23 protein-coding genes are annotated in these 21658 nt (G+C 62.5%); 13 read left to right on the forward strand and 10 right to left on the reverse strand.

The window, feature by feature from the left end; genetic code table 11:
• Positions 1-20: 20 nt before the first annotated feature.
• Together dut and coaBC are read right to left on the reverse strand one after the other, a co-directional pair.
• Entirely contained in the window at positions 21-476 is a 456-nt protein-coding gene (gene dut / locus CQW31_RS17385; RefSeq protein WP_054886764.1) for a dUTP diphosphatase, read from the reverse strand.
• A gap of 5 nt (positions 477-481) precedes the next feature.
• The gene (gene coaBC, locus CQW31_RS17390) at positions 482-1693 is read right to left on the reverse strand and encodes a bifunctional phosphopantothenoylcysteine decarboxylase/phosphopantothenate--cysteine ligase CoaBC (protein WP_054886763.1); all 1212 of its coding nucleotides are present in this window, start codon (positions 1691-1693) and stop codon (positions 482-484) included.
• Between the two features lie 128 nt (positions 1694-1821).
• Here coaBC and radC point away from each other — a divergent pair, with 128 nt between their 5' ends.
• On the forward strand, positions 1822-2502 hold the full coding sequence (gene radC, locus CQW31_RS17395) for a DNA repair protein RadC (protein ID WP_054886762.1): 681 nt from the start codon (positions 1822-1824) through the stop codon (positions 2500-2502).
• A 126-nt stretch (positions 2503-2628) separates the two neighbouring features.
• Here the strand turns inward: radC and CQW31_RS17400 are convergent, their stop codons facing one another.
• Positions 2629-4218, reverse strand: a complete 1590-nt coding sequence (locus CQW31_RS17400; protein ID WP_099815009.1) for an ABC transporter substrate-binding protein — start codon at positions 4216-4218, stop codon at positions 2629-2631.
• A gap of 361 nt (positions 4219-4579) precedes the next feature.
• On the opposite strand from CQW31_RS17400, the gene rpmB reads away from it, so the two are divergent.
• Together rpmB and rpmG are read left to right on the forward strand one after the other, a co-directional pair.
• On the forward strand, positions 4580-4816 hold the full coding sequence (rpmB, locus tag CQW31_RS17405; protein ID WP_003253504.1) for a 50S ribosomal protein L28: 237 nt from the start codon (positions 4580-4582) through the stop codon (positions 4814-4816).
• Between the two features lie 11 nt (positions 4817-4827).
• The gene (gene rpmG, locus CQW31_RS17410; protein WP_003253507.1) at positions 4828-4983 is read left to right on the forward strand and encodes a 50S ribosomal protein L33; all 156 of its coding nucleotides are present in this window, start codon (positions 4828-4830) and stop codon (positions 4981-4983) included.
• A 67-nt stretch (positions 4984-5050) separates the two neighbouring features.
• Here the strand turns inward: rpmG and CQW31_RS17415 are convergent, their stop codons facing one another.
• A complete protein-coding gene (locus CQW31_RS17415) occupies positions 5051-5254 on the reverse strand; it encodes an I78 family peptidase inhibitor (RefSeq protein ID WP_099815010.1) in 204 nt (67 codons plus the stop codon).
• An 81-nt stretch (positions 5255-5335) separates the two neighbouring features.
• Positions 5336-5695, reverse strand: coding sequence for a cupin domain-containing protein (locus tag CQW31_RS17420; RefSeq protein ID WP_054886759.1), 360 nt, complete (start codon positions 5693-5695; stop codon positions 5336-5338).
• 196 nt (positions 5696-5891) lie between these two features.
• On the opposite strand from CQW31_RS17420, the gene CQW31_RS17425 reads away from it, so the two are divergent.
• A complete protein-coding gene (locus CQW31_RS17425) occupies positions 5892-7385 on the forward strand; it encodes an aldehyde dehydrogenase (RefSeq protein ID WP_099815011.1) in 1494 nt (497 codons plus the stop codon).
• 100 nt (positions 7386-7485) lie between these two features.
• Positions 7486-8625 (forward strand): MFS transporter, encoded by a 1140-nt coding sequence (locus CQW31_RS17430; protein ID WP_054886773.1) that lies wholly within the window; start codon positions 7486-7488, stop codon positions 8623-8625.
• Positions 8626-8663: 38 nt separating this feature from the next.
• Here CQW31_RS17430 and CQW31_RS17435 read toward each other — a convergent pair whose 3' ends face one another.
• Positions 8664-10220 carry a phospholipase D family protein gene (locus CQW31_RS17435; RefSeq protein WP_099815012.1) on the reverse strand — a complete coding sequence of 519 codons (1557 nt, stop codon included), beginning with the start codon at positions 10218-10220 and terminating at the stop codon, positions 8664-8666.
• A gap of 60 nt (positions 10221-10280) precedes the next feature.
• Positions 10281-11711, reverse strand: a complete 1431-nt coding sequence (locus tag CQW31_RS17440) for a PLP-dependent aminotransferase family protein (RefSeq protein WP_054886756.1) — start codon at positions 11709-11711, stop codon at positions 10281-10283.
• A 179-nt stretch (positions 11712-11890) separates the two neighbouring features.
• Between CQW31_RS17440 and CQW31_RS17445 the strand changes: the two genes are divergently transcribed.
• Positions 11891-12121 carry a DUF1127 domain-containing protein gene (locus tag CQW31_RS17445; RefSeq protein ID WP_099815013.1) on the forward strand — a complete coding sequence of 77 codons (231 nt, stop codon included), beginning with the start codon at positions 11891-11893 and terminating at the stop codon, positions 12119-12121.
• A 143-nt stretch (positions 12122-12264) separates the two neighbouring features.
• Here CQW31_RS17445 and CQW31_RS17450 read toward each other — a convergent pair whose 3' ends face one another.
• Positions 12265-13557: an FAD-binding oxidoreductase gene (locus CQW31_RS17450; RefSeq protein WP_099815014.1), complete on the reverse strand. Its 1293-nt coding sequence runs from the start codon at positions 13555-13557 to the stop codon at positions 12265-12267.
• A 102-nt stretch (positions 13558-13659) separates the two neighbouring features.
• On the opposite strand from CQW31_RS17450, the gene CQW31_RS17455 reads away from it, so the two are divergent.
• Entirely contained in the window at positions 13660-14013 is a 354-nt protein-coding gene (locus CQW31_RS17455; protein ID WP_099815015.1) for a YkgJ family cysteine cluster protein, read from the forward strand.
• Positions 14014-14015: 2 nt separating this feature from the next.
• Here CQW31_RS17455 and dadR read toward each other — a convergent pair whose 3' ends face one another.
• On the reverse strand, positions 14016-14504 hold the full coding sequence (dadR, locus tag CQW31_RS17460; protein ID WP_003258963.1) for a transcriptional regulator DadR: 489 nt from the start codon (positions 14502-14504) through the stop codon (positions 14016-14018).
• A gap of 153 nt (positions 14505-14657) precedes the next feature.
• Between dadR and dadA the strand changes: the two genes are divergently transcribed.
• From dadA to CQW31_RS17490, 6 genes are all read left to right on the forward strand, one after another.
• Positions 14658-15962, forward strand: coding sequence for a D-amino acid dehydrogenase (dadA, locus tag CQW31_RS17465; RefSeq protein ID WP_054886752.1), 1305 nt, complete (start codon positions 14658-14660; stop codon positions 15960-15962).
• A gap of 147 nt (positions 15963-16109) precedes the next feature.
• A complete protein-coding gene (gene alr, locus CQW31_RS17470) occupies positions 16110-17183 on the forward strand; it encodes an alanine racemase (RefSeq protein ID WP_054886751.1) in 1074 nt (357 codons plus the stop codon).
• 110 nt (positions 17184-17293) lie between these two features.
• The gene (locus CQW31_RS17475) at positions 17294-17842 is read left to right on the forward strand and encodes a cupin domain-containing protein (RefSeq protein ID WP_027917004.1); all 549 of its coding nucleotides are present in this window, start codon (positions 17294-17296) and stop codon (positions 17840-17842) included.
• 136 nt (positions 17843-17978) lie between these two features.
• The gene (locus tag CQW31_RS17480; protein ID WP_177332429.1) at positions 17979-18404 is read left to right on the forward strand and encodes a cytochrome c5 family protein; all 426 of its coding nucleotides are present in this window, start codon (positions 17979-17981) and stop codon (positions 18402-18404) included.
• 264 nt (positions 18405-18668) lie between these two features.
• Complete coding sequence (locus tag CQW31_RS17485) at positions 18669-19481, forward strand: RHS repeat-associated core domain-containing protein (RefSeq protein ID WP_099815016.1); 813 nt, start codon at positions 18669-18671, stop codon at positions 19479-19481.
• Positions 19482-19629: 148 nt separating this feature from the next.
• A complete protein-coding gene (locus CQW31_RS17490) occupies positions 19630-21489 on the forward strand; it encodes an acetyl-CoA hydrolase/transferase C-terminal domain-containing protein (protein ID WP_099815017.1) in 1860 nt (619 codons plus the stop codon).
• 70 nt (positions 21490-21559) lie between these two features.
• Here CQW31_RS17490 and CQW31_RS17495 read toward each other — a convergent pair.
• Positions 21560-21658 (reverse strand): IS3 family transposase (locus CQW31_RS17495; protein ID WP_143524211.1); only part of this gene is annotated, 99 nt, incomplete at its 5' end.

Below are 21658 nucleotides of genomic sequence, written 5' to 3' on the forward strand. Positions count from 1 at the left end.
CTGAACGGTCGTTGCTTGGCTCAGTGGCTACCGGAATGGCCGAAGCCGCCTGCGCCACGCTGGCTCTCGTCGAAGCGCTCGACGATGTCGAAATGCGCTTGTACCACAGGAACCAGGACAAGTTGTGCAATGCGCTCGCCGACAGCGATGGTGAACGGCGTGTTGCCACGGTTCCAGCACGACACCATCAGCTCGCCCTGGTAGTCCGAGTCGATCAGGCCGACCAGGTTGCCGAGCACGATGCCGTGTTTGTGGCCCAGGCCCGAACGCGGCAGGATCATGGCCGCCAGGCCTGGGTCGCCGATGTAGATCGACAGGCCGGTCGGGATCAGCAGGGTCTGGCCCGGCTCAAGGACGGTGTCCTCTTTCAGCAGGGCGCGCAGGTCGAGGCCGGCGGAACCCGGGGTGGCGTATTGCGGCAGCGGGAATTCGCTGCCCAGGCGTGGGTCGAGGATCTTGGCTTGAAGAGCGTGCATGTAACTTATTGAACCTGGTTGAGCCGTTCGGCGATGAAGGCGACCAGTTGCCGGGCGATCTTGCCCTTGCTGGTCTGCGCGAAGAGGGTCTGGTGCTGCTGGCGGTCGATCACGGTCAGGGCGTTCTCCTCGCTGTTGAAGCCGATGCTGGGGTTGGCCACATCATTGGCGACGATCAGGTCGAGGTTCTTGTCCTTGAGCTTGCGCGTGGCGTAATCGAGCAAGTGTTCGGTCTCGGCGGCGAAGCCGACGCTGAACGGGCGGTCGGCGCGGCCAGCGAGGGTGGCAAGGATATCCGGATTGCGCACCATCTGCAGTAGCATGCCGTCGCCGGTCGTAGGATCTTTCTTGAGCTTTTGCGGGGCGACTACTTCTGGACGGTAGTCCGCGACTGCAGCGGAAGCGATGAACAGGTCGCACGGCATGGCCGCTTCACAGGCCGCAAGCATGTCCCGTGCGCTGACCACGTCGATACGCTGCACGCGGTCGGGGGTCTGCAGGTGCACGGGGCCCGTAACGAGGGTCACCCGAGCACCGGCTTCGGCGGCCGCCTCGGCCAGGGCGAAGCCCATCTTGCCAGAGCTATGATTGGTGATGTAGCGCACCGGGTCGATGTTTTCCTGGGTCGGGCCGGCAGTAATCAGCACGTGTTTGCCGGTCAGCGCCTGGCGCTTGAAGCTTTCCGCGGCGCACCAGGCCAGGTCGGTGGCTTCGAGCATGCGGCCCAGGCCCACGTCGCCGCAGGCCTGGCTGCCCGAGGCCGGGCCGAACACCTGGATACCGCGGCTCTTGAGCAGGTCGAGGTTGGCCTGGGTGGCCGGGTCGCGCCACATCGCCTGGTTCATTGCTGGGGCCACGGCCACGGTGGCGTCGGTCGCCAGCACCAGGGTGGTCAGCAGGTCGTCGGCCATGCCTTGGGCCAGGCGCGCCATGAGGTCGGCAGTGGCCGGGGCAATCAGTACCAGGTCGGCCCATTTGGCCAGTTCGATGTGGCCCATGGCCGCTTCGGCGGCAGGGTCGAGCAGATCCATGTGCACCGGGTGGCCGGACAGCGCCTGCAGGGTCAGCGGGGTGATGAATTCGGCACCACCACGGGTCATGACGACGCGCACCTGCGCGCCGTGCTCCAGGAGTCGGCGAATCAGTTCGGCACTTTTGTAGGCGGCAATGCCACCTCCGACGCCGAGAACGATGCGCTTGCGATACAGCCGCTGCATAGGCTTGCCTTTTTCCAGTGAGAGCGGGCGGCGACGTTTGAACATGCCTGCGGCAGAACGTCGCATGTACGAGGCGAAATAGATTAACACAGGGCCGAAACGGGCCGCAGCACGGGTAGGGAGCGGGAATGAATATCAGGGAATGGCCGTCAGAAGAGCGGCCGAGAGAGAAGTTGTTGCAGCGTGGGGCCGGGAGCTTGACCGATGCGGAATTGCTTGCCGTATTTCTCGGCTCTGGCGTGCGCGGGTGCAATGTCGTTGAGTTGGCGCGACGGTTGTTGGTGAAGTTCGGTGGCTTGCGGCAGTTGCTGGAAGCCGAGCGGGACGCCTTTGTTGGCGAACTCGGCCTGGGGCCGGTGCGGTACGGCCAATTGCAGGCATTGCTGGAGATTGGGCGCAGGCACCTTGCCACGACCATTGAGCGAGAATCGGCAATGGACAGCCCGGCGGCAGTGCGACGCTATCTGAAATCCATGCTCAGGCATGAGGTGAGCGAGGTGTTCGGCTGCCTGTTTCTGGATTCCAAGCACCGGCCATTGGCGTTCGAGATCCTGTTCAGGGGTACGATAGACCGGGCGAGCGTCTACCCGCGAGAAGTGGTGCGTCGGGCGCTGCAACACAATGCGGCGGCGCTGATCCTGTGCCATAACCATCCCTCGGGCAACTGCGAGCCGAGCCAGGATGATGTGCACCTGACGCTGTCGCTGAAGCGGGGTTTGGGGTTGATTGATGTGCGGGTGCTGGATCACATCATCATCGGCGACGGCGAGCCGTTGTCGATGGTCGAGCATGGGTGGATTGTGGCTTAGGCGGGGCGATACGGTCAGGGCTGCAAGGCGCCTGTCTTGAGGGGTTTGGCGCCTATGAGATCGAGCGCCGCCCGCGCAGCGCTCGGTCCCACAGCCGCCAGACCTTGCAAGGCGGGCCGCAAAAACTTAGCGGGTCACAGAAACCTTGCTGAAATCCAGCCGCCCGAACGGGCTCACCTGATAACCCTCGACCCCTTGGCGCAACAGCGTCGCCGCCGTCGGGTGCGCCAATGGCACCCACAGCGCCTGCTGCTGGATCAAGGTCTGCGCCTGCTGGTAAAGGCGGCTACGCACGCTCTGGTCGTTGGTGGTGCGCCCGGCACTGATCAGCTGGTCCAGGCGGTTGTCGCAGAAGCGGGCGAAGTTGGTCCCCGATTGCACCGCCGCGCAAGAAAACTGCGGGCTGAGGAAGTTGTCAGGGTCGCCGTTGTCGCCAGCCCAGCCCATGAACAGCAGGTCGTGTTCGCCTGCCTTGGCCCGGCGGATCAGCTCGCCCCACTCGATCACGCGGATCTCGGCCTTGATGCCGATCTTCCCCAGGTCCGCCTGGAGCATCTGTGCACCCAGGCTTGGGTTGGGGTTGAGCAGGCTGCCCGACGGACGGGTCCAGAGGGTGGTGCTGAAGCCATCAGCCAGGCCAGCCTTGGCCAGCAGCGCCTTGGCTTTGTTCAGGTTCAACGGATAGCCGGGCAGGTCCTTGGCGTAGCTCCAGGTGTTGGGCGGGTAGGGGCCGCTGGCAGCGGTGGCGGTGTCTTCGAATACGGCCTTGAGGTAGGCCTGCTTGTCGAAGGCCAGGTTGATCGCCTGGCGCACCTCAGGCTTGTCCAGCGGCGGGTGTTCGCTGTTGATGGCGACAAAGGCGGTCATGAATGCCGGGGTGGTGGCGACCTTGAGGTTGCCGTCCTTGCCGGCCTCGGCGATGTCCACTGGCTTGGGCGAAAGGGCTACCTGGCATTCGTTGCGCTTGAGTTTTTGCAGGCGCACGTTGGCGTCGGTGGTGATGGCGAAGATCAGCGGGTCGACCGCCGGCTTGCCGTCGAAGTAATCCGGGTTGGCGCGGTAACGCACCACGGCGTCCTTCTGGAAGCGCTGGAACACGAACGGGCCGGTGCCGATCGGCTGGCTGTTGAGCTTTTCCGGGGTGCCGTCCTTCATCAGCTTGTCGGCGTACTCGGCCGAGTAGATCGAGGCGAAGCCCATGCTCAGGGTGGCCAGGAAGGTGGCGTCGGCGTGGGTCAGGGTGAAGCGCACAGTGTTCGGCTCGGGCGCCTCGATCGTCTTGATCAGGCTGCCCAGCTGCAGCGACTGAGCATGCGGATAACCGCCTGGAGCGGTCTTGTGCCAGGCGTGGGCGGGGTAGAGCATGCGCTGGAAGCTGAACAGCACGTCGTCGGCGTTCAGTTCACGGGTGGGTTTGAAGTACGGCGTAGTGTGGAACTTCACCCCGTCGCGCAGCTTGAAATCGTAGGTCAGGCCATCGGCCGACACCGTCCAGCTCTGCGCCAGGCTAGGCACCACCTTGCCCTGGGCCGCGTCGAATTCGACCAGGCGGTTCATCAGCACGTCGGCCGAGGCATTGGTGGTTGTCAGCGAGTTGTACTGAACCACGTCGAAGCCTTCGGGGCTGGCCTCGGTGCAGACACTCAACGGGGCGGCCTGGGCAACGCCTGCGGCAAACAGTGAGGTGAACAATAAGGAAAGGGCGGCAGCACGCATGGTGGCTCCTTGGCTGGTCGATGGCCCATCTGCCGGCGCAGTCTGGAAACGTCCTACCCTAGTGCGCGAGAAAGGAAATGACCACCTTCTTTTTCAGGTGCTTGGCGACGAGCGGTCGACAGTGTGGCGAGCGAGTCGTTATGCTGCTCGCGCACGATTCGTAGCAGCGGAATGCTCATCTTCTGTTGTTGCGGCGTAGTCTTTCTGGTATAAAGCAGCGCTCTTTTCTAGGGGCTCGGCCTGTCGCATCAGCGGATCCGGTCGGTAAGACCTCCAGAATCACGGCGCCTGGCGCCAAAGACTGAGAGATTAAGCGGCCAACCCATGCCGGGTTGGGCATGTGGTTTTAGAGGGCTGAGTCATGTCGAGAGTCTGTCAAGTTACTGGTAAGGGTCCAGTAACCGGGAACAACATTTCCCACGCAAACAACAAAACCCGTCGTCGTTTCCTGCCGAACCTGCAGCACCACCGTTTCTGGGTTGAATCCGAGAAGCGTTTCGTGCGTCTGCGCGTATCTGCCAAAGGCATGCGTATCATCGACAAGCGCGGCATCGACGCCGTTCTGGTTGATATCCGTAAAGCTGGCGCCAAGGTTTAAGGGAGAACATCATGCGTGAATTGATCCGTCTGGTTTCGAGTGCCGGTACCGGCCACTTCTACACCACCGACAAGAACAAGCGCACCACTCCGGACAAAATCGAGATCAAGAAATACGATCCGGTTGTTCGCAAGCACGTGGTGTACAAGGAAGCCAAGATCAAGTAATTGATCGGCGACCTGAAAAAAAACCCGCATCCGAAAGGACGCGGGTTTTTTTATGCCTGCGGCAAGGTCAGTTGAAGCTGAAGCCTTGGATCAACTGGTTGGCATCGGTATTGATGTGAATCCGGGTAGCGTCGTATTCGTGGGTGCTCATCTCGTTGGGGCCCACGACACGAGGGCGACCGGTTATTTCGGTAATGGTGCCCTTGACCGATGGCTCGTAAGGCGTACCGATCAGATGAGCGAGGGATTGCAGGATTTCGTCGTTGTTCATGTGCAGTTTCCTTGATTGAGGATGGCCCGATGTGGGCTGGGTCATCCTCCTGCATGCCTGCAAGCCGACTGCGTTACATAGTTACTTCTGCTCGAACATCACATAGATCTTGCGGCACGGCTCCAGCACCTCCCAGGTGCCCTTGAAGCCGGCCGGGATGACAAACCGATCACCGGTACGCAAGGTTTTGGCCCCACCATCCTGGTCGCGTAGCACCGAAACGCCCTGGACGATCTCGCAATATTCATGTTCGGTGTAGCTCACCGTCCATTGCCCGATTTCACCTTCCCAGACGCCCGCGGCGAACTGCCCGCATGGGCTGGAATAATGGTTGTAGACAGCCTGGTCCGGCTCGCCCTTGAGGATTTTTTCCGCGGCTGGGCGGTAGCGTTCGGCCTCGGTGAGAACCTGGGCGAAGTCGATGATGCTGGCGATGCTCATGGTGCGGCTCCTTTTGTTGTTTAATAAAATGCACATCAGTAGGCTTTTAGGCCGTTCGTGTCAAATATATTGATACTTTACCCCGCCTGGTTTAGGGTATCGCTTGCCAGTGTGCGTTCGTCGCCCGGCCAGAATTCTGACAACGCCTGTGAGTCCTCAGTGCGGCGTTGCACCTAAACAAGAGGAGGAGTTTCGTATGACCACCCTGACCCGTGCGGATTGGGAACAACGTGCCCAGCAACTGAAGATCGAAGGCCGCGCCTTCATCAACGGCGAATACACCGACGCCGCATCCGGTGAAACATTCGACTGCCTGAGCCCGGTCGACGGACGCTTCCTGGCCAAGGTGGCCAGCTGCGACCTGGCCGACGCCAACCGCGCCGTGGAAAACGCCCGTGCCACCTTCGATTCCGGCGTCTGGTCGCAACTGGCCCCGGCCAAGCGCAAGGCCACGCTGATCCGCTTCGCCGACCTGTTGCGTAAAAACGTGGAGGAGCTGGCGCTGCTGGAAACCCTGGACATGGGCAAGCCGATCAGTGACTCCTCCAGCATCGACATCCCGGGTGCGGCGCAAGCCATTCACTGGACTGCCGAAGCCATCGACAAAGTCTACGACGAAGTCGCCCCGACCCCACACGACCAGCTCGGCCTGGTTACCCGTGAGCCAGTAGGCGTGGTCGGCGCCATCGTACCGTGGAATTTCCCGCTGCTGATGGCTTGCTGGAAACTCGGCCCGGCACTTGCCACTGGTAACTCGGTAGTGCTCAAGCCGTCCGAAAAATCCCCGCTGACCGCCATCCGTATCGCCCAGCTGGCGATCGAAGCCGGCATCCCGGCGGGTGTACTGAACGTGCTGCCAGGTTATGGCCACACCGTGGGCAAGGCCCTGGCCCTGCACATGGACGTCGACACTCTGGTGTTCACCGGTTCCACCAAGATCGCCAAGCAGTTAATGGTCTACGCCGGCGAGTCGAACATGAAGCGCATCTGGCTGGAAGCCGGTGGCAAGAGCCCGAACATCGTCTTCGCCGACGCTCCGGACCTGCAAGCCGCCGCTGAAGCGGCCGCCAGCGCCATTGCCTTCAACCAGGGCGAAGTGTGTACTGCCGGTTCGCGTCTGCTGGTCGAGCGCTCGATCAAGGACAAGTTCCTGCCGATGGTGGTCGAGGCCCTCAAGGGCTGGAAACCAGGCAACCCGCTGGACCCACAGACCACTGTCGGTGCCCTGGTCGATACCCAGCAGATGAACACCGTGCTGTCGTACATCGACGCCGGCCACAAGGATGGCGCCAAGCTGCTGGCCGGTGGCAAGCGCACCCTGGAAGAGACCGGTGGCACCTACGTCGAGCCGACCATCTTCGACGGCGTGACCAACGCCATGCGCATCGCCCAGGAAGAAATCTTCGGCCCAGTGCTGTCGGTGATCGCTTTCGATACCGCCGAAGAAGCCATCGCCATTGCCAACGACACCCCATACGGCCTGGCCGCCGGTATCTGGACCTCGGACATTTCCAAGGCCCACAAGACTGCCCGAGCCGTGCGCGCTGGCAGCGTCTGGGTCAACCAGTATGACGGCGGCGACATGACCGCACCGTTCGGCGGCTTCAAGCAGTCGGGCAACGGCCGTGACAAGTCGCTGCACGCACTGGAGAAGTACACCGAGCTGAAAGCGACCTGGATCAAGCTGTAATCCAGGGGGCCGCCTGGCGGCCCTGCCAATGGCCGGGGCGGTTCATACCGCCCCGGCTTCGTCGTTTTTGCAATTCGACAATTCTGCCTGGGAGGCTGCAATGCGTTGGGGAACCTATTTTGCCGTGCTGGCGTCGGTGCTCAGTGTCGGGCTCGCGCTCGGCGTGAGCATGCCGCTGGTGTCCCTGCGCCTGGAGGCCTGGGGCTACGGTGGGTTCGCCATCGGCGTGATGGCGGCGATGCCGGCGCTGGGCGTGCTGCTCGGAGCCAGCCTGGCCAGCCGCCTGGCCGGCTGGGTCGGCGTACCCTCGGCGATGCGCCTGTGCCTGTGGGGAGGGGCGTTGTCCATTGGCCTGGTGGCGTTGCTGCCGAGCTACCCGTTGTGGCTGGCCCTGCGTTTGCTCATCGGCATGTCGCTGACCGTGGTGTTCATCCTCGGCGAAAGTTGGATCAACCAATTGGTAGTCGAGCAATGGCGCGGTCGCCTGGTGGCCTTGTACGGCAGTAGCTACGCCCTGAGCCAGCTTGCCGGGCCTCTGGTGCTGGGCTTCCTGGGTTCCGACGATGACTTCGGCTTCTGGGCAGCGACCAGCCTGTTGCTGTTGGCGCCGTTACTGTTGTTGGGCCGGGGTGGCGCACCGAGCACCGAAGCATGCAGCGTAACCTTCGGCGACCTGTTCGCCTTCTGCCGGCGTTTGCCGGTCATCGCCTGGGCTGTCGCCTTGTTCGCCGCTTTCGAAGCGATGATTCTGACATTGTTGCCGGTGTATTGCCTGCAGCAGGGCTTCACTACCGAAATTGCCTTGTTCATGGTCAGCACCGTGGTAGTAGGCGATGCCGTGCTGCAGCTGCCGATCGGGGCACTGGCCGACCACATGTCGCGGCAGGCCCTGTTCAGCGGTTGTGCCGTGACCCTGATGGTTACCAGCCTGGCGATTCCGTTGCTGCTGGAGACGTTGGCGATCTGGCCCTTGTGGGTACTGTTCGGTGCTAGCGCCGGTGGCTTGTTCACCTTGTCGCTGATCTTGATCGGCGAGCGTTACCGCGATGATGCGCTGGTGCGGGCCAACGCTCATGTGGCGCAGCTGTGGGGAATCGGGTGCCTGCTCGGGCCATTGCTGGCAGGTGCGGGCAGCCAGTGGATCAGCGGCCATGCGCTGCTGTGGCTGATGGCGGCAGGGGCCGCCGGCCTGGTGGTGCTGACCCGGCGGCCCGGGGCCTTTGAGCCCGCGTCTGCCTGATAGAGTTTGGGGCTGCGCAGCAGCCCCGGCAATTGTTGCTACAACATCTTCTCCAGCCCAACTGCCTTGCTGATCCAGGCATTGAACCTGCGCCAGAGACCACCCGGCTCGGAGGTCAGCATGTGCCGTTGGCCATTGTCCTCAGTGGCCCAGACCAGCTTGTCACCCACCAGTTTGACCTGGTAACTCAACGCCGGCGCCATACCCTGCTGGGCCAGTTCGCGGGTGTACTCGGCCAGCTCCGGGCTGTCCACCAGCACGCCGACCTCGGTGTTCCACAGCACCGAGCGCGGGTCGAAGTTGAACGAGCCGATGAAGGTCTTGCGCCGGTCGAACACGATGGCCTTGGTGTGCAAACTTGAATCCGAACTGCTGCCGTGGAAGCTCAGGCGCGCAGGTGTCGGGTCGCCGGGCTGACGACGCAGTTCGAACAGCTGCACGCCGTGTTCGAGCAGGGCACGGCGATAGGGTGCATAACCGCCATGAACAGCCGGCACATCGGTGGCCTCCAGCGAGTTGGTCAGCAACTTCACCGAAGTCCCGGCGTCGGCCCGGCCGGTCAGGTACAGCAGGCCCGGCTCGCCCGGTACGAAATAGGCCGACATCAGGATCAGCTCGTGCTGCACGCTGGCCAGGTCCGGTGCCAGCTGCTGGCTCATCAACAACTGTGGGTCCGGCTCATCATCGGCCAGCACCTTGCTCGGGGCATCCCACAGCGCTTGGGCGTGGGCCCAGATCAGCTCGTTACGCCATACATGCAGGCGCGGCTGCGACTGGTAGGACATGAGCCGGTCGTACAGGGCCTTGCGCTCTACCCGCGCCTGGGCCAGGGACACTTCCAGGCGCTGGCGGCTGGCGCGCAGGTCGTCGGCATCCGGTGCCTGCCAGAGGAAATCGGTGATCGGCCGGCTCAGCGCGCTGTTCCAGTACTGGTCGAAGCTGTGCCCCAATTGCTCGGCCACCGGGCCGACGCCGAGCAGGTCGATGTCGGTGAAGTTGAGGTTGGGTTCGGCATCGAAGTACTCGTCACCCAGGTTGCGCCCACCGACGATGGCCATGCTGTTGTCCACCAGGAACAACTTGTTGTGCATGCGCCGGTGCTGGCGCGACAGGTTGAACAGGCGGCCGACTGCCCGCGTCGCGCCGGTGCTGCGCCCCAGGTGCAAGGGGTTGAACACGCGGATCTGGATGTTCGGGTGGGCATCGAGGGTGCCCATGATGGTGTCCAGGCCGTCGCTGGTGGTGTCGTCGAGCAGGATGCGCACGCGCACGCCGCGGTCGGCTGCGCGCAGCAGTTCGTGTACCAGGGCGCGGGTGCTCAGCCCGTCGTGAACGATGTAGTACTGCAGGTCGATGCTCGCCTGCGCGTTGCGGATCAACTCGGCGCGGGCGCGGAATGCCTCGTTGCTGTTGGGCAGCAGGCGAAAGCCCGAGCGCCCCTCATAGGGTGCGGCCTGGCGTAGTACCGAGCGGCCGAAGGCCGACTCGCTGGCCGGCAGCGCCTGGCTGGTTTCACGGGGCGTGCCGATGCTGGCGCAGCCGTTGAGGCCGAGCAGCAGCACCAGCAGCAGAGGCAAGGCTCGCTGGAGTCTCAAGGGGGTATCGTCCTGTACGGCAAAGCGCTAAGGGGTTGGACTACCAAAGGCGGCGCAAAGTTACGCCCCGGCGTGGTCTTCAGCCAGTAGACGAATGGCGGTTTCACCGACCTTGCGCACAGCCGCTTCGATCTGTGGCGTTGGCCGCGCGGCAAAATTCATGCGCAGACAATGGCGGAATTTGCCCGAGGCCGAGAAAATGCTGCCCACGGCGATCTGTACGCCTTGTTCGAGTAAAGCGCGGTTCAGCCGTAGCGTATCGAAATGTTCAGGCAATTCCACCCACAGCATGAAGCCGCCCTGCGGTCGGCTGACCCGGGTGCCGGCCGGGAAATAGCAGGTTACCCAGTCGCTCATCAGGTCGCGACCACGCTGGTACTGGCTGCGCATGCGTCGCACATGGGGCTGGTAGTGGCCGGCGGCAATGAAGTCGGCGATCGCCAGTTGTGGCTGGCTGGCGGTGCTGCCAGTGCTGATGTATTTCATGTGCAGCACCCGCTCCAGATATCGGCCGGGGGCGACCCAGCCGATGCGCAGGCCTGGGGCGAGGGTCTTGGAGAACGAGCTGCATAGCAGCACGCGGCCGTCGTCGTCGAACGACTTGAGGGTGCGCGGGCGCGGGTAGGTGTAGGCCAGGTCGCCATACACGTCGTCTTCGAGGATCGCCACATCGTAGCGCTGGGCAAGGCTCAGCAGGGCTTTCTTGCGTGCTTCGGGCATGATGTAGCCAAGCGGGTTGTTGCAGCTCGGGGTGATCTGGATGAGCTTGATCGGCCATTGTTCAAGCGCCAGCTCCAGGGCTTCAAGACTGATGCCGGTGACCGGGTCGGTAGGAATTTCCAGGGCCTTCATGCCCAGGCCCTTGAGGGTCTGCATGGCGCCGTGGAAGCTTGGCGAGTCGACCGCCACGATATCGCCTGGCTCGCACACTGCGCGAATGCTGCACGACAGCGCCTCGTGGCAGCCCGTGGTCACCACCAGGTCGGCCGGGCTCAGGCGGCAGCCGGAGTCGAGCGTCAGCCGGGCGATCTGCTCGCGCAGGGCCAGGTTGCCATGGATATTGTCGTAGTACAGGCCCGGCATGTCCTGGCGCCGGCTCAGTTTGGCGAGGCTGCGCAGCAGAGGCTTGAGGGTCGGGCTGTCGATGTCGGGCATGCCGCGGCCGAGCTGAATGACGTCCTGACGCGGGGTACTGCGCACCAGTTCGAGCACCTGTTCCCATTGCGAGATATCCACCGGGCGTTGGGCCGGGCGGCTGACGGCGGGCAGGGCAGGAAGATGGCGATGGTCGCTGACGAAGTAGCCGGACTTGGGCCGTGGCGAAACCATGCCGCTGTCTTCGAGCATGCGGTAGGCCTGCTGTACGGTGCTCAGGCTGACGCCATGCTCCACGCTCAGGGCGCGCACCGATGGCAGGCGCTGGCCGGGGCGGTAGAGGCCCTGTTCGATGCGCGCACCGAGCAGCTCGGCGAGGTTCAAGTAGAGGGTCAAGGCATACTCCTACGCTTCTTGTAGGAAGCGACCAGTACAGTTGCGTTGAAAATACAGCATTCAGGCGTCAGAGGACCAATGCTGTATGGGAATAATAAGCCGGCATTGGATCTGTATTGCCGGGCCTGTCGTCGCGCATGCTTTCTCCACGGTTACGCACTGAATGGGAGAGAGCAGCGATGGGTGGCATGAGCGATGTGCGCTTGCAACTGTTGGCCAAGGAACTGGACGCCGGGCAGCAGACCAAGGTGTTCAACGCACCGGAAGGGCTCGGGCGTTGGGGGCTGATGCTGCATCGCTGGCACACCCGCCGGGCCCTGCTGCAGCTGGACGATGACCAGCTGCGGGATATCGGGCTGAGCTGGGAACAGGCACGTACCGAGGGGTGCAAACCCTTCTGGAGAGACTGACGCGGTCAACTGTAGGAGCGGCCTTGTGTCGCGAAAGGGCTGCGCAGCGGCCCCAGGTTTCAGCTTCGCCGCTGAAGTTGCTAGGGCCGCTTTGCGGCCCTTTCGCGACACAAGGCCGCTCCTACAGGGGGTAGCGCTGGTTTTCACACCAGCTCTTTCAGGCGATGCCAGAGCATTCCCAGGGCCAGTATCGGCGAGCGCAGGTGCTTGCCGCCGGGGAAGGTGACATGCGGCACCTTGGCGAACAGGTCGAAGCGCCCGCTTTCCTGGCCGCTGATCGCTTCACCCAGCAGGCGTGCGGCCAGGTGCGTGGCGTTCAGGCCGTGGCCGGAATAGGCCTGGGCGTAATAGACATTCGGCTGGCTGGCCAGGCGGCCGACCTGTGGCAGGCGGTTGGCGCCGATGCCTATCATGCCGCCCCACTGATAATCGATGCGCACATCGGCCAGCTGCGGGAACACCTTGAGCATCTTCGGCCGCATGTAGGCCGCGATGTCTTTAGGGTCGCGGCCGGAATAGTGGCAGGCACCTCCGAACAGCAGGCGGCGGTCTGCCGACAGGCGATAGTAGTCCAGCGCTACGCGTTGGTCGCACACCGCCATGTTCTGCGGCAGCAACTGATGCGCGCGTTCTTCGCTGAGCGGCTCGGTGGCAATGATGTAGCTGCCGGCTGGCAGCACCTTGCCGCCCAGTTCGCGGTTGAGGTCGTTGTGGTAGGCATTGCAGCACAGCACCAGAGTCTTGGCGCGCACCCGGCCCTGAGCGGTGTGCACCTGGACTTCGGGGCCGTAGTCGATGCGCGTGACCTCGGACTGCTCGAACAGCTTCACGCCCAGGCGACTGGCGACAGCCGCTTCACCCAAGGCCAGGTTGAGCGGGTGCAAGTGGCCCGAGCCCATGTCGATCAGGCCGCCGACATAGCGATCGGAGCCCACCACGCTGTGCATCTCATCCTTGCCGACCAGGCGCAACGCGTGGCGGTAGCCCAGGCTGAGCAGTTCATCGGCACTCTCGGCAAAACCCTTCAGCTCTTCGGCTTTGTTGGCCAGGTCGCAGTAACCCCAGGTCAGGTCGCAGGCAATGGCGTGACGTTCGACCCGTTCGCGGACGATCTCCACGGCTTCCAGGCCCATCAGCTTCATGCTGCGTACGCCTTCCTCGCCGATCACTGGAAGAAACTGCTCCAGGCCGTGGCCGACGCCGCGGATCAGCTGGCCGCCATTGCGCCCGCTGGCTCCCCAGCCGAGCTTGCGGGCTTCCAGCAGGACCACCGAGAAGCCGCGCTCGGCCAGTTCGATAGCCGTGTTCAGCCCCGAATAGCCGCCACCGACGATACACACATCTGCGCTGTGCTCACCTTGCAGGAAGGAATGGTCCGGGTGGGGCGCGCTGCTGGCGGCGTAATAGGAAGCGGCGTGCTGCGCGCTGTGGATCATGGGCGAAGTCCTGTTGCTGTTCTGAAAGTGGCAGAATAAGCCGAGGCCTGACAGTTGGCCTTATAATTCAGCCTGATTTAAATTTCATGTGTTTCTCCGGCCATGTCCTGCAACCGTCACAAAATCCGTTTCCTGCGCGAACTGATCCCTTCATTCGAATGTGAGCCCGGCTGCCATGACTGCTGCGGGCCGGTCACCACCTCGTCTGAAGAGATGGCTCGCCTGCCGCGCAAGACCCAGGCCGAGCAGGATGCCGCGCTGGAGCACCTGAACTGCGTGCACCTGGGCCCCAACGGCTGCACCGTCTATGAAGAACGGCCGATGATCTGCCGCCTGTTCGGCACCACGCCGCGCCTGGCCTGCCCACGCGGCCGTGGCCCGGACCCGATGATCGAGCCCGAAGCCGAGCAGCTGGTTCATCAGTTCATCGCCAGCACGCGTCAGGTGCTGGTCTAGGCTCAGTCCGGGATTGGCAGGCAGAGGCTCTCCTTCACCTCTTCCATCACGATGTAGCTCTTCGATTCGCGCACGTGCGGCAGTTTCAGCAGGATGTCGCCGAGCAGCTTGCGGTACGAGGCCATTTCCGAAATGCGTGCTTTCACCAGGTAGTCGAAGTCCCCCGAGACCAGGTGGCATTCCAGCACATGGGGCAGTTTGAGCACCGCCCGGCGAAACTCCTCGAAGGTATCGCCGGACTTGTAGTCCAGGCTGATTTCCACGAACACCAGCAGGCTGCCCTTGAGGTGCTGCGGATTCAGCCGGGCGTTGTAGCCCATGATGATGCCCTCGCGCTCCAGGCGACGTACGCGCTCGGTGCAAGGGGTGGTGGAAAGCCCAACTTTCTCGCCCAGTTCGGTGAAGGAAATACGCCCGTCATTCTGCAGGATGCGCAGAATGTTACGGTCGATCTTGTCCAGTTCACGCTTGCTCTGGTGCTGGGTTCTCATAGGGGATGCCCCTCCGTGAAAGGCGATTTTGCCGAGAATTCTCGCCAATAATAGGCTTTTATATAGTGAAATGCACTGGGCTTAGATTCTTATACTGCGCGCATCCATGCCATATCAACAAAATAGCGGTGCGCCGCGTGCGAGGGATGAACAATGCGAGTATTGGTACTTGGTAGCGGTGTGATCGGTACCGCCAGTGCCTATTATCTGGCCCGGCAAGGCTTCGAGGTGACCGTGGTCGACCGCCAACCGGCAGTGGCCCTGGAAACCAGCTTCGCCAACGCCGGCCAGATCTCGCCCGGCTATGCCTCGCCTTGGGCCGCCCCAGGCGTACCGCTGAAAGCCATCAAGTGGCTGCTGGAGCGCCATGCGCCCCTGGCCATCAAGCTGACCGGTGATGTCGACCAGTACCTGTGGATGGCGCAGATGCTGCGCAACTGCACCGCCAGCCGCTACGCGGTGAACAAGGAGCGCATGGTGCGCCTGTCCGAGTACAGCCGTGACTGCCTCGACGAGCTGCGTGCCGAAACCGGTATTGCCTACGAGAACCGCAGCCTGGGTACTACCCAGCTGTTCCGCACGCAGGCCCAGGTAGACGCTGCGGCCAAGGACATCGCCGTGCTCGAACAGTCCGGGGTGCCATACGAGTTGCTCGACCGCGACGGCATCGCCCGTGTCGAACCGGCCCTGGCCGGGGTCAAGGACATCCTTGCCGGCGCCCTGCGCCTGCCCAACGATCAGACCGGCGACTGCCAGCTGTTCACCACCAAGCTCGCCGAAATGGCCGTGAAGCTGGGCGTGGAATTCCGCTTCGGTCAGGATATCCAGCGCCTGGACTTCGCCGGTGACCGCATCAACGGCGTATGGATCGACGGCAAACTGGAAACCGCTGACCGCTACGTGCTGGCCCTGGGCAGCTACTCGCCGCAGATGCTCAAGCCACTGGGCATCAAGGCCCCGGTTTATCCGCTCAAGGGGTACTCGCTGACCGTGCCGATCACCGATGCCGACATGGCGCCGACCTCGACCATTCTTGACGAGACCTACAAGGTTGCGATTACCCGTTTCGACAACCGTATCCGCGTGGGCGGCATGGCTGAGATCGCCGGCTTTGACCTGTCGCTGAATCCGCGTCGACGCGAAACGCTGGAGATGATCGTCAACGACCTTTATCCTCGCGGCGGCGACCTCAGCCAGGCCAGTTTCTGGACCGGCCTGCGCCCGGCGACCCCGGATGGTACGCCGATCGTGGGTGCCACTGCGTTCCGCAACCTGTTCCTCAACACCGGCCACGGTACGTTGGGCTGGACCATGGCGTGCGGTTCCGGCCGCCTGCTGGCTGACCTGATTGCGCGCAAGAAACCGCAGATCAGTGCTGAAGGCCTGGACATTTCCCGGTATGGCAACAGCCCGGAAGTCGCCAAGCACGGTCAGACCGCGCCTGCCCACCAGCAGTAAGGTCGCCTGTACCGACCTCTTTGCGGCTAAAGCCGCTCCCACAGCTACCGCATGATCCTGAGTGTTATGCGGCCCCCGTGGGAGCGGCTTCAGCCGCGAAGAACCCAACACCGTTTTCAACCTGTGAATCACCATAAGGCAGCCGCCATGCGTCCCGCCCGCGCTCTGATCGACTTGCAAGCCCTGCGCCACAACTACCGCCTGGCCCGTGAACTGTCCGGTGCCAAGGCCCTTGCCGTGGTCAAGGCCGACGCCTACGGCCACGGCGCCGTGCGTTGCGCCCTGGCCCTGGAGCCAGAGGCCGACGGCTTTGCTGTGGCCTGCATCGAAGAAGCGCTGGAGTTGCGCGCTGCCGGCATCAAGGCGCCGGTGCTGCTGCTCGAAGGCTTTTTCGAAGCCAGCGAACTGGCGCTGATCGCCGAGCACGGCCTGTGGTGTGTGGTGCATTCGCTGTGGCAGCTCGAAGCCATCGAGCAGACCCAGATGCACAAGCCACTGACGATCTGGCTCAAGCTCGATAGCGGCATGCACCGCGTCGGCCTCCACCCCAAGGATTACCACGACGCCTACCAGCGCCTGCTGGCCAGTGGCAAGGTTTCGCGCATCGTGTTGATGAGCCACTTCGCTCGTGCCGACGAGCCGGAGGCCGATGCCACCGAGCAGCAGATCGCCGTGTTCAACGCCGCCCGCGAAGGCCTGGCTGCCGAATGCAGCCTGCGCAATTCGCCCGGTGTGCTGGCCTGGCCGCAAGCCCCGAGCGACTGGGTACGCCCAGGCATCATGCTGTATGGCGCCAGCCCCTTCGAAGCCGACCAGCCCCAGGCCGCACGCCTGCAGCCGGTGATGACCCTGCAATCGCGCGTCATCAGCGTGCGCGAGCTGCCTGCCGGGGAACCAGTGGGTTACGGCGCCAGGTTCGTCAGCCCGCGGCCAACCCGCGTTGGCGTGGTTGCCATGGGCTACGCCGACGGCTACCCGCGCCACGCACCCACCGGCACGCCGGTGGTGGTCGCCGGCAAGCGCAGCCAACTGATTGGCCGCGTGTCGATGGACATGCTCTGCATCGACCTGACCGACGTGCCCGAAGCCACCGTCGGCAGCCCGGTCGAGCTGTGGGGCAAGCAGGTGCTGGCCAGTGATGTGGCCATGCAGGCTGGTACCATTCCCTACCAGATTTTCTGCAACCTGAGGCGTGTGCCGCTGGACTATCACGGCGAATAAGGCGCCGAAGCGGACAGCTTGAGGGGGCGGTGTGTTGTAAATACTGAACGGCATTGCCATGATATCGTTCACATTCCCCCGCCATCTCACCGTTTCAGGAGGCGCAAGCTTTGGACGTCGGCGAACGACTGCAAGCCATCCGCAAGCTCAAGGGCCTTTCCCAGCGGGAACTCGCCAAGCGCGCAGGGGTGACCAACAGCACCATCTCGATGATCGAGAAGAACAGCGTGAGCCCCTCGATCAGCTCGCTGCGCAAGGTGCTCAGCGGCATTCCCATGTCGATGGTCGAATTCTTTTCGGTCGAACTCGAGGCCGAGAGTCCCGCGCAGATCGTCTACAAGGCCCACGAGCTGATCGACATCTCCGACGGCGCGGTGACCATGAAGCTGGTGGGCAAGTCGCATCCCAACCGTGCCATCGCCTTCCTCACCGAGGTCTACCCGCCGGGTGCCGACACCGGTGCCGAAATGCTCACCCACGATGGCGAAGAAACCGGCATCCTGCTCGAAGGCAAGCTCGAACTGGTGGTGGGCAACGAGATCTTCATCCTCGAAGCGGGCGACAGCTATTACTTCGAAAGCACCCGCCCGCACCGTTTTCGCAACCCGTTCGACGCGCCTGCGCGGCTGATCAGCGCGGCTACCCCTTCGAACTTTTGATCCAGCGCAGTGCATTGCTTCGGCAATACCCCTTTCCAGAGTAGGGTCGTTCCACGGTATCCGGGTTCCCGCTATACTTTTCAACGCTCGCATTACCGTGGCCGCGGGCGTGATTAGCCACCATGAGGGTGTTCGCGTGAACCAAATCAAGAAGATGCTGGCCATACCAGCAGCCGTATTCGCCCTTTGGGCAATGAGCGCAACCGCAGCGACCAACGACGAGCTTGCCAAACGCCTTGAGCCGGTCGGCCAGGTGTGTGTGCAGGGCCAGGAATGCAAGGGTATGGAAGTGGCAGCCGCAGCAGGCGGTGGTGGTGGCGCCAAGACCCCGGATGAGGTGATTGCCAAGCACTGCAACGCCTGCCACGGGTCAGGCTTGCTGGGGGCACCGAAGATTGGCGATACCGCCGCATGGAAAGAGCGCGCGGACCATCAGGGCGGCCTGGACGGGATTCTGGCCAAGGCCATTACAGGCATCAACGCCATGCCGCCCAAAGGCACCTGCGCGGACTGCTCGGATGATGACCTGAAAGGGGCCATCAAGAAGATGTCCGGGCTGTAAGCCACAGATGAATTCACAAGGCCCGCCATTTCTGGCGGGCTTTGTATTTGTGCTGCCTGTGCCGGCCTCTTCGCGGCTAAAGCCGCGAAAGGGCCGGCACAGGCAACCAATCAACTCCGCCCAAGCCCCTGAAGCCAAGGACGGCTTGGAAGGCCCCTCAATGGGGCTGAGTCGGATCTATGCACGACTAGCATTTCTACCAGTTTTATTTTCAAGGTTTTTGAAGAACACTCAATATTTTTACTGAAGTTCCAAGAGGGGGAAATGTGTTCAAAACGAGTCAGAATAAATTTCCCAGCGCAGAACTCATGTAGCCTCGCACAGCCTGGCTATTCACCTTATGGCTATCGCTCTGCCTTGCAAACCTTGCTTGGCTTCAATGGTAGTCGAGTGGATGCTGCAACAGAGTGTTATCTGTTGGGCAATGGTCGTCGAGCATACAACCCATCATTGATGCGTTTCATTAGCCCGGACAACATGAGTCCATTTTCAGCTGGCGGGTTGAATCCTTACATGTACTGCCTTGCAGATCCCACAAATCGGCAGGACCCGAGTGGTGAATCGCCGATTTTCGGATGGTTCTCTAGGTATTACAGACGTCATTTCCCTAAAAAGCAGAACTTGCCTGCTCCTCTGTACGGCGCAGCGGCCACGGAAACAGAAAAGACTTTCGTTAGCTATCGGAACATACCCAGTAAGTACAAGATGAAAATTGTTCAGCAAGCCGAGAGCGTGCCTGCTGACTACGAGCTGATTGGCTTTCATGGTAGCCAGGAGAGTCATACGCATTCGTTGGAAGCAGGAGTAGATGCAAACCGTTTAAAACGCAATCTTCTTGGCAATGGGTTATACGTTTCCCCTAGCTACCTGCACGCCAATATATATGCTGGGAAGAATGGACGAGTTTTTGGGGTGTATGGAAGAAATGTCGAGCGTTGGAGAGTGGGCGTGCAATTCGATCGTCCGAGTGCTGACATTATGCTAATCAGACCCACTACTTTCAGTAATCTTATTGTGAGGACAGAGATCAGAATGCCGCTTAGGCTCCTTCACCCGCTCAAAGGCGACTCAATCTGATGGTTAGGTATAGCCATTCCTAGCCTGACCTCTGCGATTCTCAGAAATACAACGTTGTGTGAGATCGCCTAGCCCTCAGAGGCCCAGGCAACCAACCCGATGAACTTATGTCCAACCCCTGACCCCATGGATGATTCAGGAGGCCCCGATGCACCTCTGCTCCATCGACCAGGCTGTCGAGCACGTCCTCGACAAGTTGCCAGCCCACATCCACATGGGTCTGCCGCTGGGCCTGGGCAAGCCCAACGCCTTCGTCAATGCCTTGTACACCCGGGTCCGCGACCTGCCTGAGCGCCAGCTGACCATCTACACTGCGCTGTCGCTGGGGCGCCCAGCTCTTGGTGATGGCTTGCAAAAGCGCTTCCTCGAGCCGTTCGTCGAGCGGGTGTTCGCCGACTACGAAGAACTCACCTACCTCGCCGACCTGCGCAACGACAGCCTGCCGCCGAACATCCGCGTCGAGCAGTTCTTCATGCAACCCGGCAGCCTGCTGCACAGCGAAACCGCCCAGCAGGACTACATCAGCAGCAACTACAGCCACGCCGCGCGTGACATCAACGCCAAAGGCCTGAACCTGGTCGCCCAACTGGTCGCTGCCACGCCCGAGAAACCCGTCCACCTGAGCCTGGCCTGCAACCCTGACATCACCCTCGACCTGCAGCCGATGATCGCCAAGCGGCGTGCGGCAGGGGAAACCATCCTCATGCTCGGCCAGGTTCACAGCGAGTTACCGTACATGCCGGGCGATGCCGAACTGCCGATCGATGCGTTCGACCTGCTGATCGACGAGGCGGAGCAGCGCCGACTGTTTTCTACCCCCAACATGCCAGTCACCACGCAGGATCATTGCATTGGTTTGCACGCAAGCTCACTGGTGCGTGACGGTGGCACGCTGCAAATCGGCATCGGCGCCATGGGCGATGCACTGGCGGCGGCATTGCTGGCGCGCCAGGGCGACAACGCGGGCTACCGCGCCTTGCTCGACGAACTGGATATCGGCCCCTGGCAGACGTTGATCGAGCGCGAAGGGGGCCTGGAGGCCTTCACCCAAGGTCTTTACGGTTGCAGCGAGATGTTCGTCAACGGTCTGCTGGCGCTGGTCGAGGCGGGCGTGGTGCGCCGCCCGGCGGATGAGCAGGGTGTGCTGGTGCATGGCGGTTTCTTCCTCGGCCCGCAGGCGTTCTACCAGCGCTTGCGCGAGATGACGCTGGAGCAGCGTGCCCGGTTCAGCATGACCCGCATCAGTTTCATCAACGAATTGTACGGGCAGGAAGATCTCAAGCGCCGCCAGCGCCGCGATGCGCGCTTCGTCAACACGGTGTTCGGCATGACCCTGCTCGGCGCCGGCGTGGCCGACCAGCTGGAGGACGGGCGGGTGCTGAGCGGGGTGGGCGGGCAGTACAACTTCGTCGCCCAGGGCCATGCCCTGGAGGGCGGGCGTTCGGTCCTGCTGCTGCGCAGCTGGCGCGAGTCGGGGGGGGAGGTAAGCTCCAACCTGTTCTGGAGCTATGGCCACTGCACCATTCCCCGGCACCTGCGCGATATCGTGGTGACCGAATACGGCATCGCCGACCTGCGCGGGCACACCGATAGCGAGGTGATTGCGCGGTTGCTGGCGGTGAGCGATTCGCGGTTCCAGGGGGCGTTGATGGAACAGGCCAAGCGCGCCGGCAAGCTGGCGAGCGATTTTCAGCTGGATGCGCGGTTTAGCAACAATACGCCTGAGCGTCTGGAAGCAATCAAGGCGCGTCATGGCCGGTTGTTCCCGGAGTATCCGCTCGGTACGGATTTCACGGCCGAGGAGCGGGATCTGTTGCGCGCGCTGAATTGGTTGAAGAGCAAATTCAAACTGAGCGAGGTGCTGGAGCTGGGCAAGGCGGCACTGGAAGCGCCAGGGCCAGAGGGGTTTGAGGCGCACCTGGCGCGGATGCAGCTGGATCGGCCGCAGGGGTTGAAGGAAGAGCTGTATCAGCGGTTGCTGCTGGCGGGGTTGGCGGCGACCAGATAGAAAGGGTTGCTGCCATTCGCGGGCAAGCCCGCTCCCACAGGTTGGACTGCCCCCTAAAAGTTGGACAGTTCTATGCTGCAGCCTGAGCCCTGTACTCAACAGGGCTCAGGCCATTGAGCTTCAGTTTGATGCGGTCATGGTTGTAGTAGCGGATGTACTCGTCCAGGCC

This window comes from Pseudomonas sp. 382 (assembly GCF_002759075.1).
Classification (GTDB): Bacteria; Pseudomonadota; Gammaproteobacteria; order Pseudomonadales; family Pseudomonadaceae; genus Aquipseudomonas; species Aquipseudomonas vlassakiae.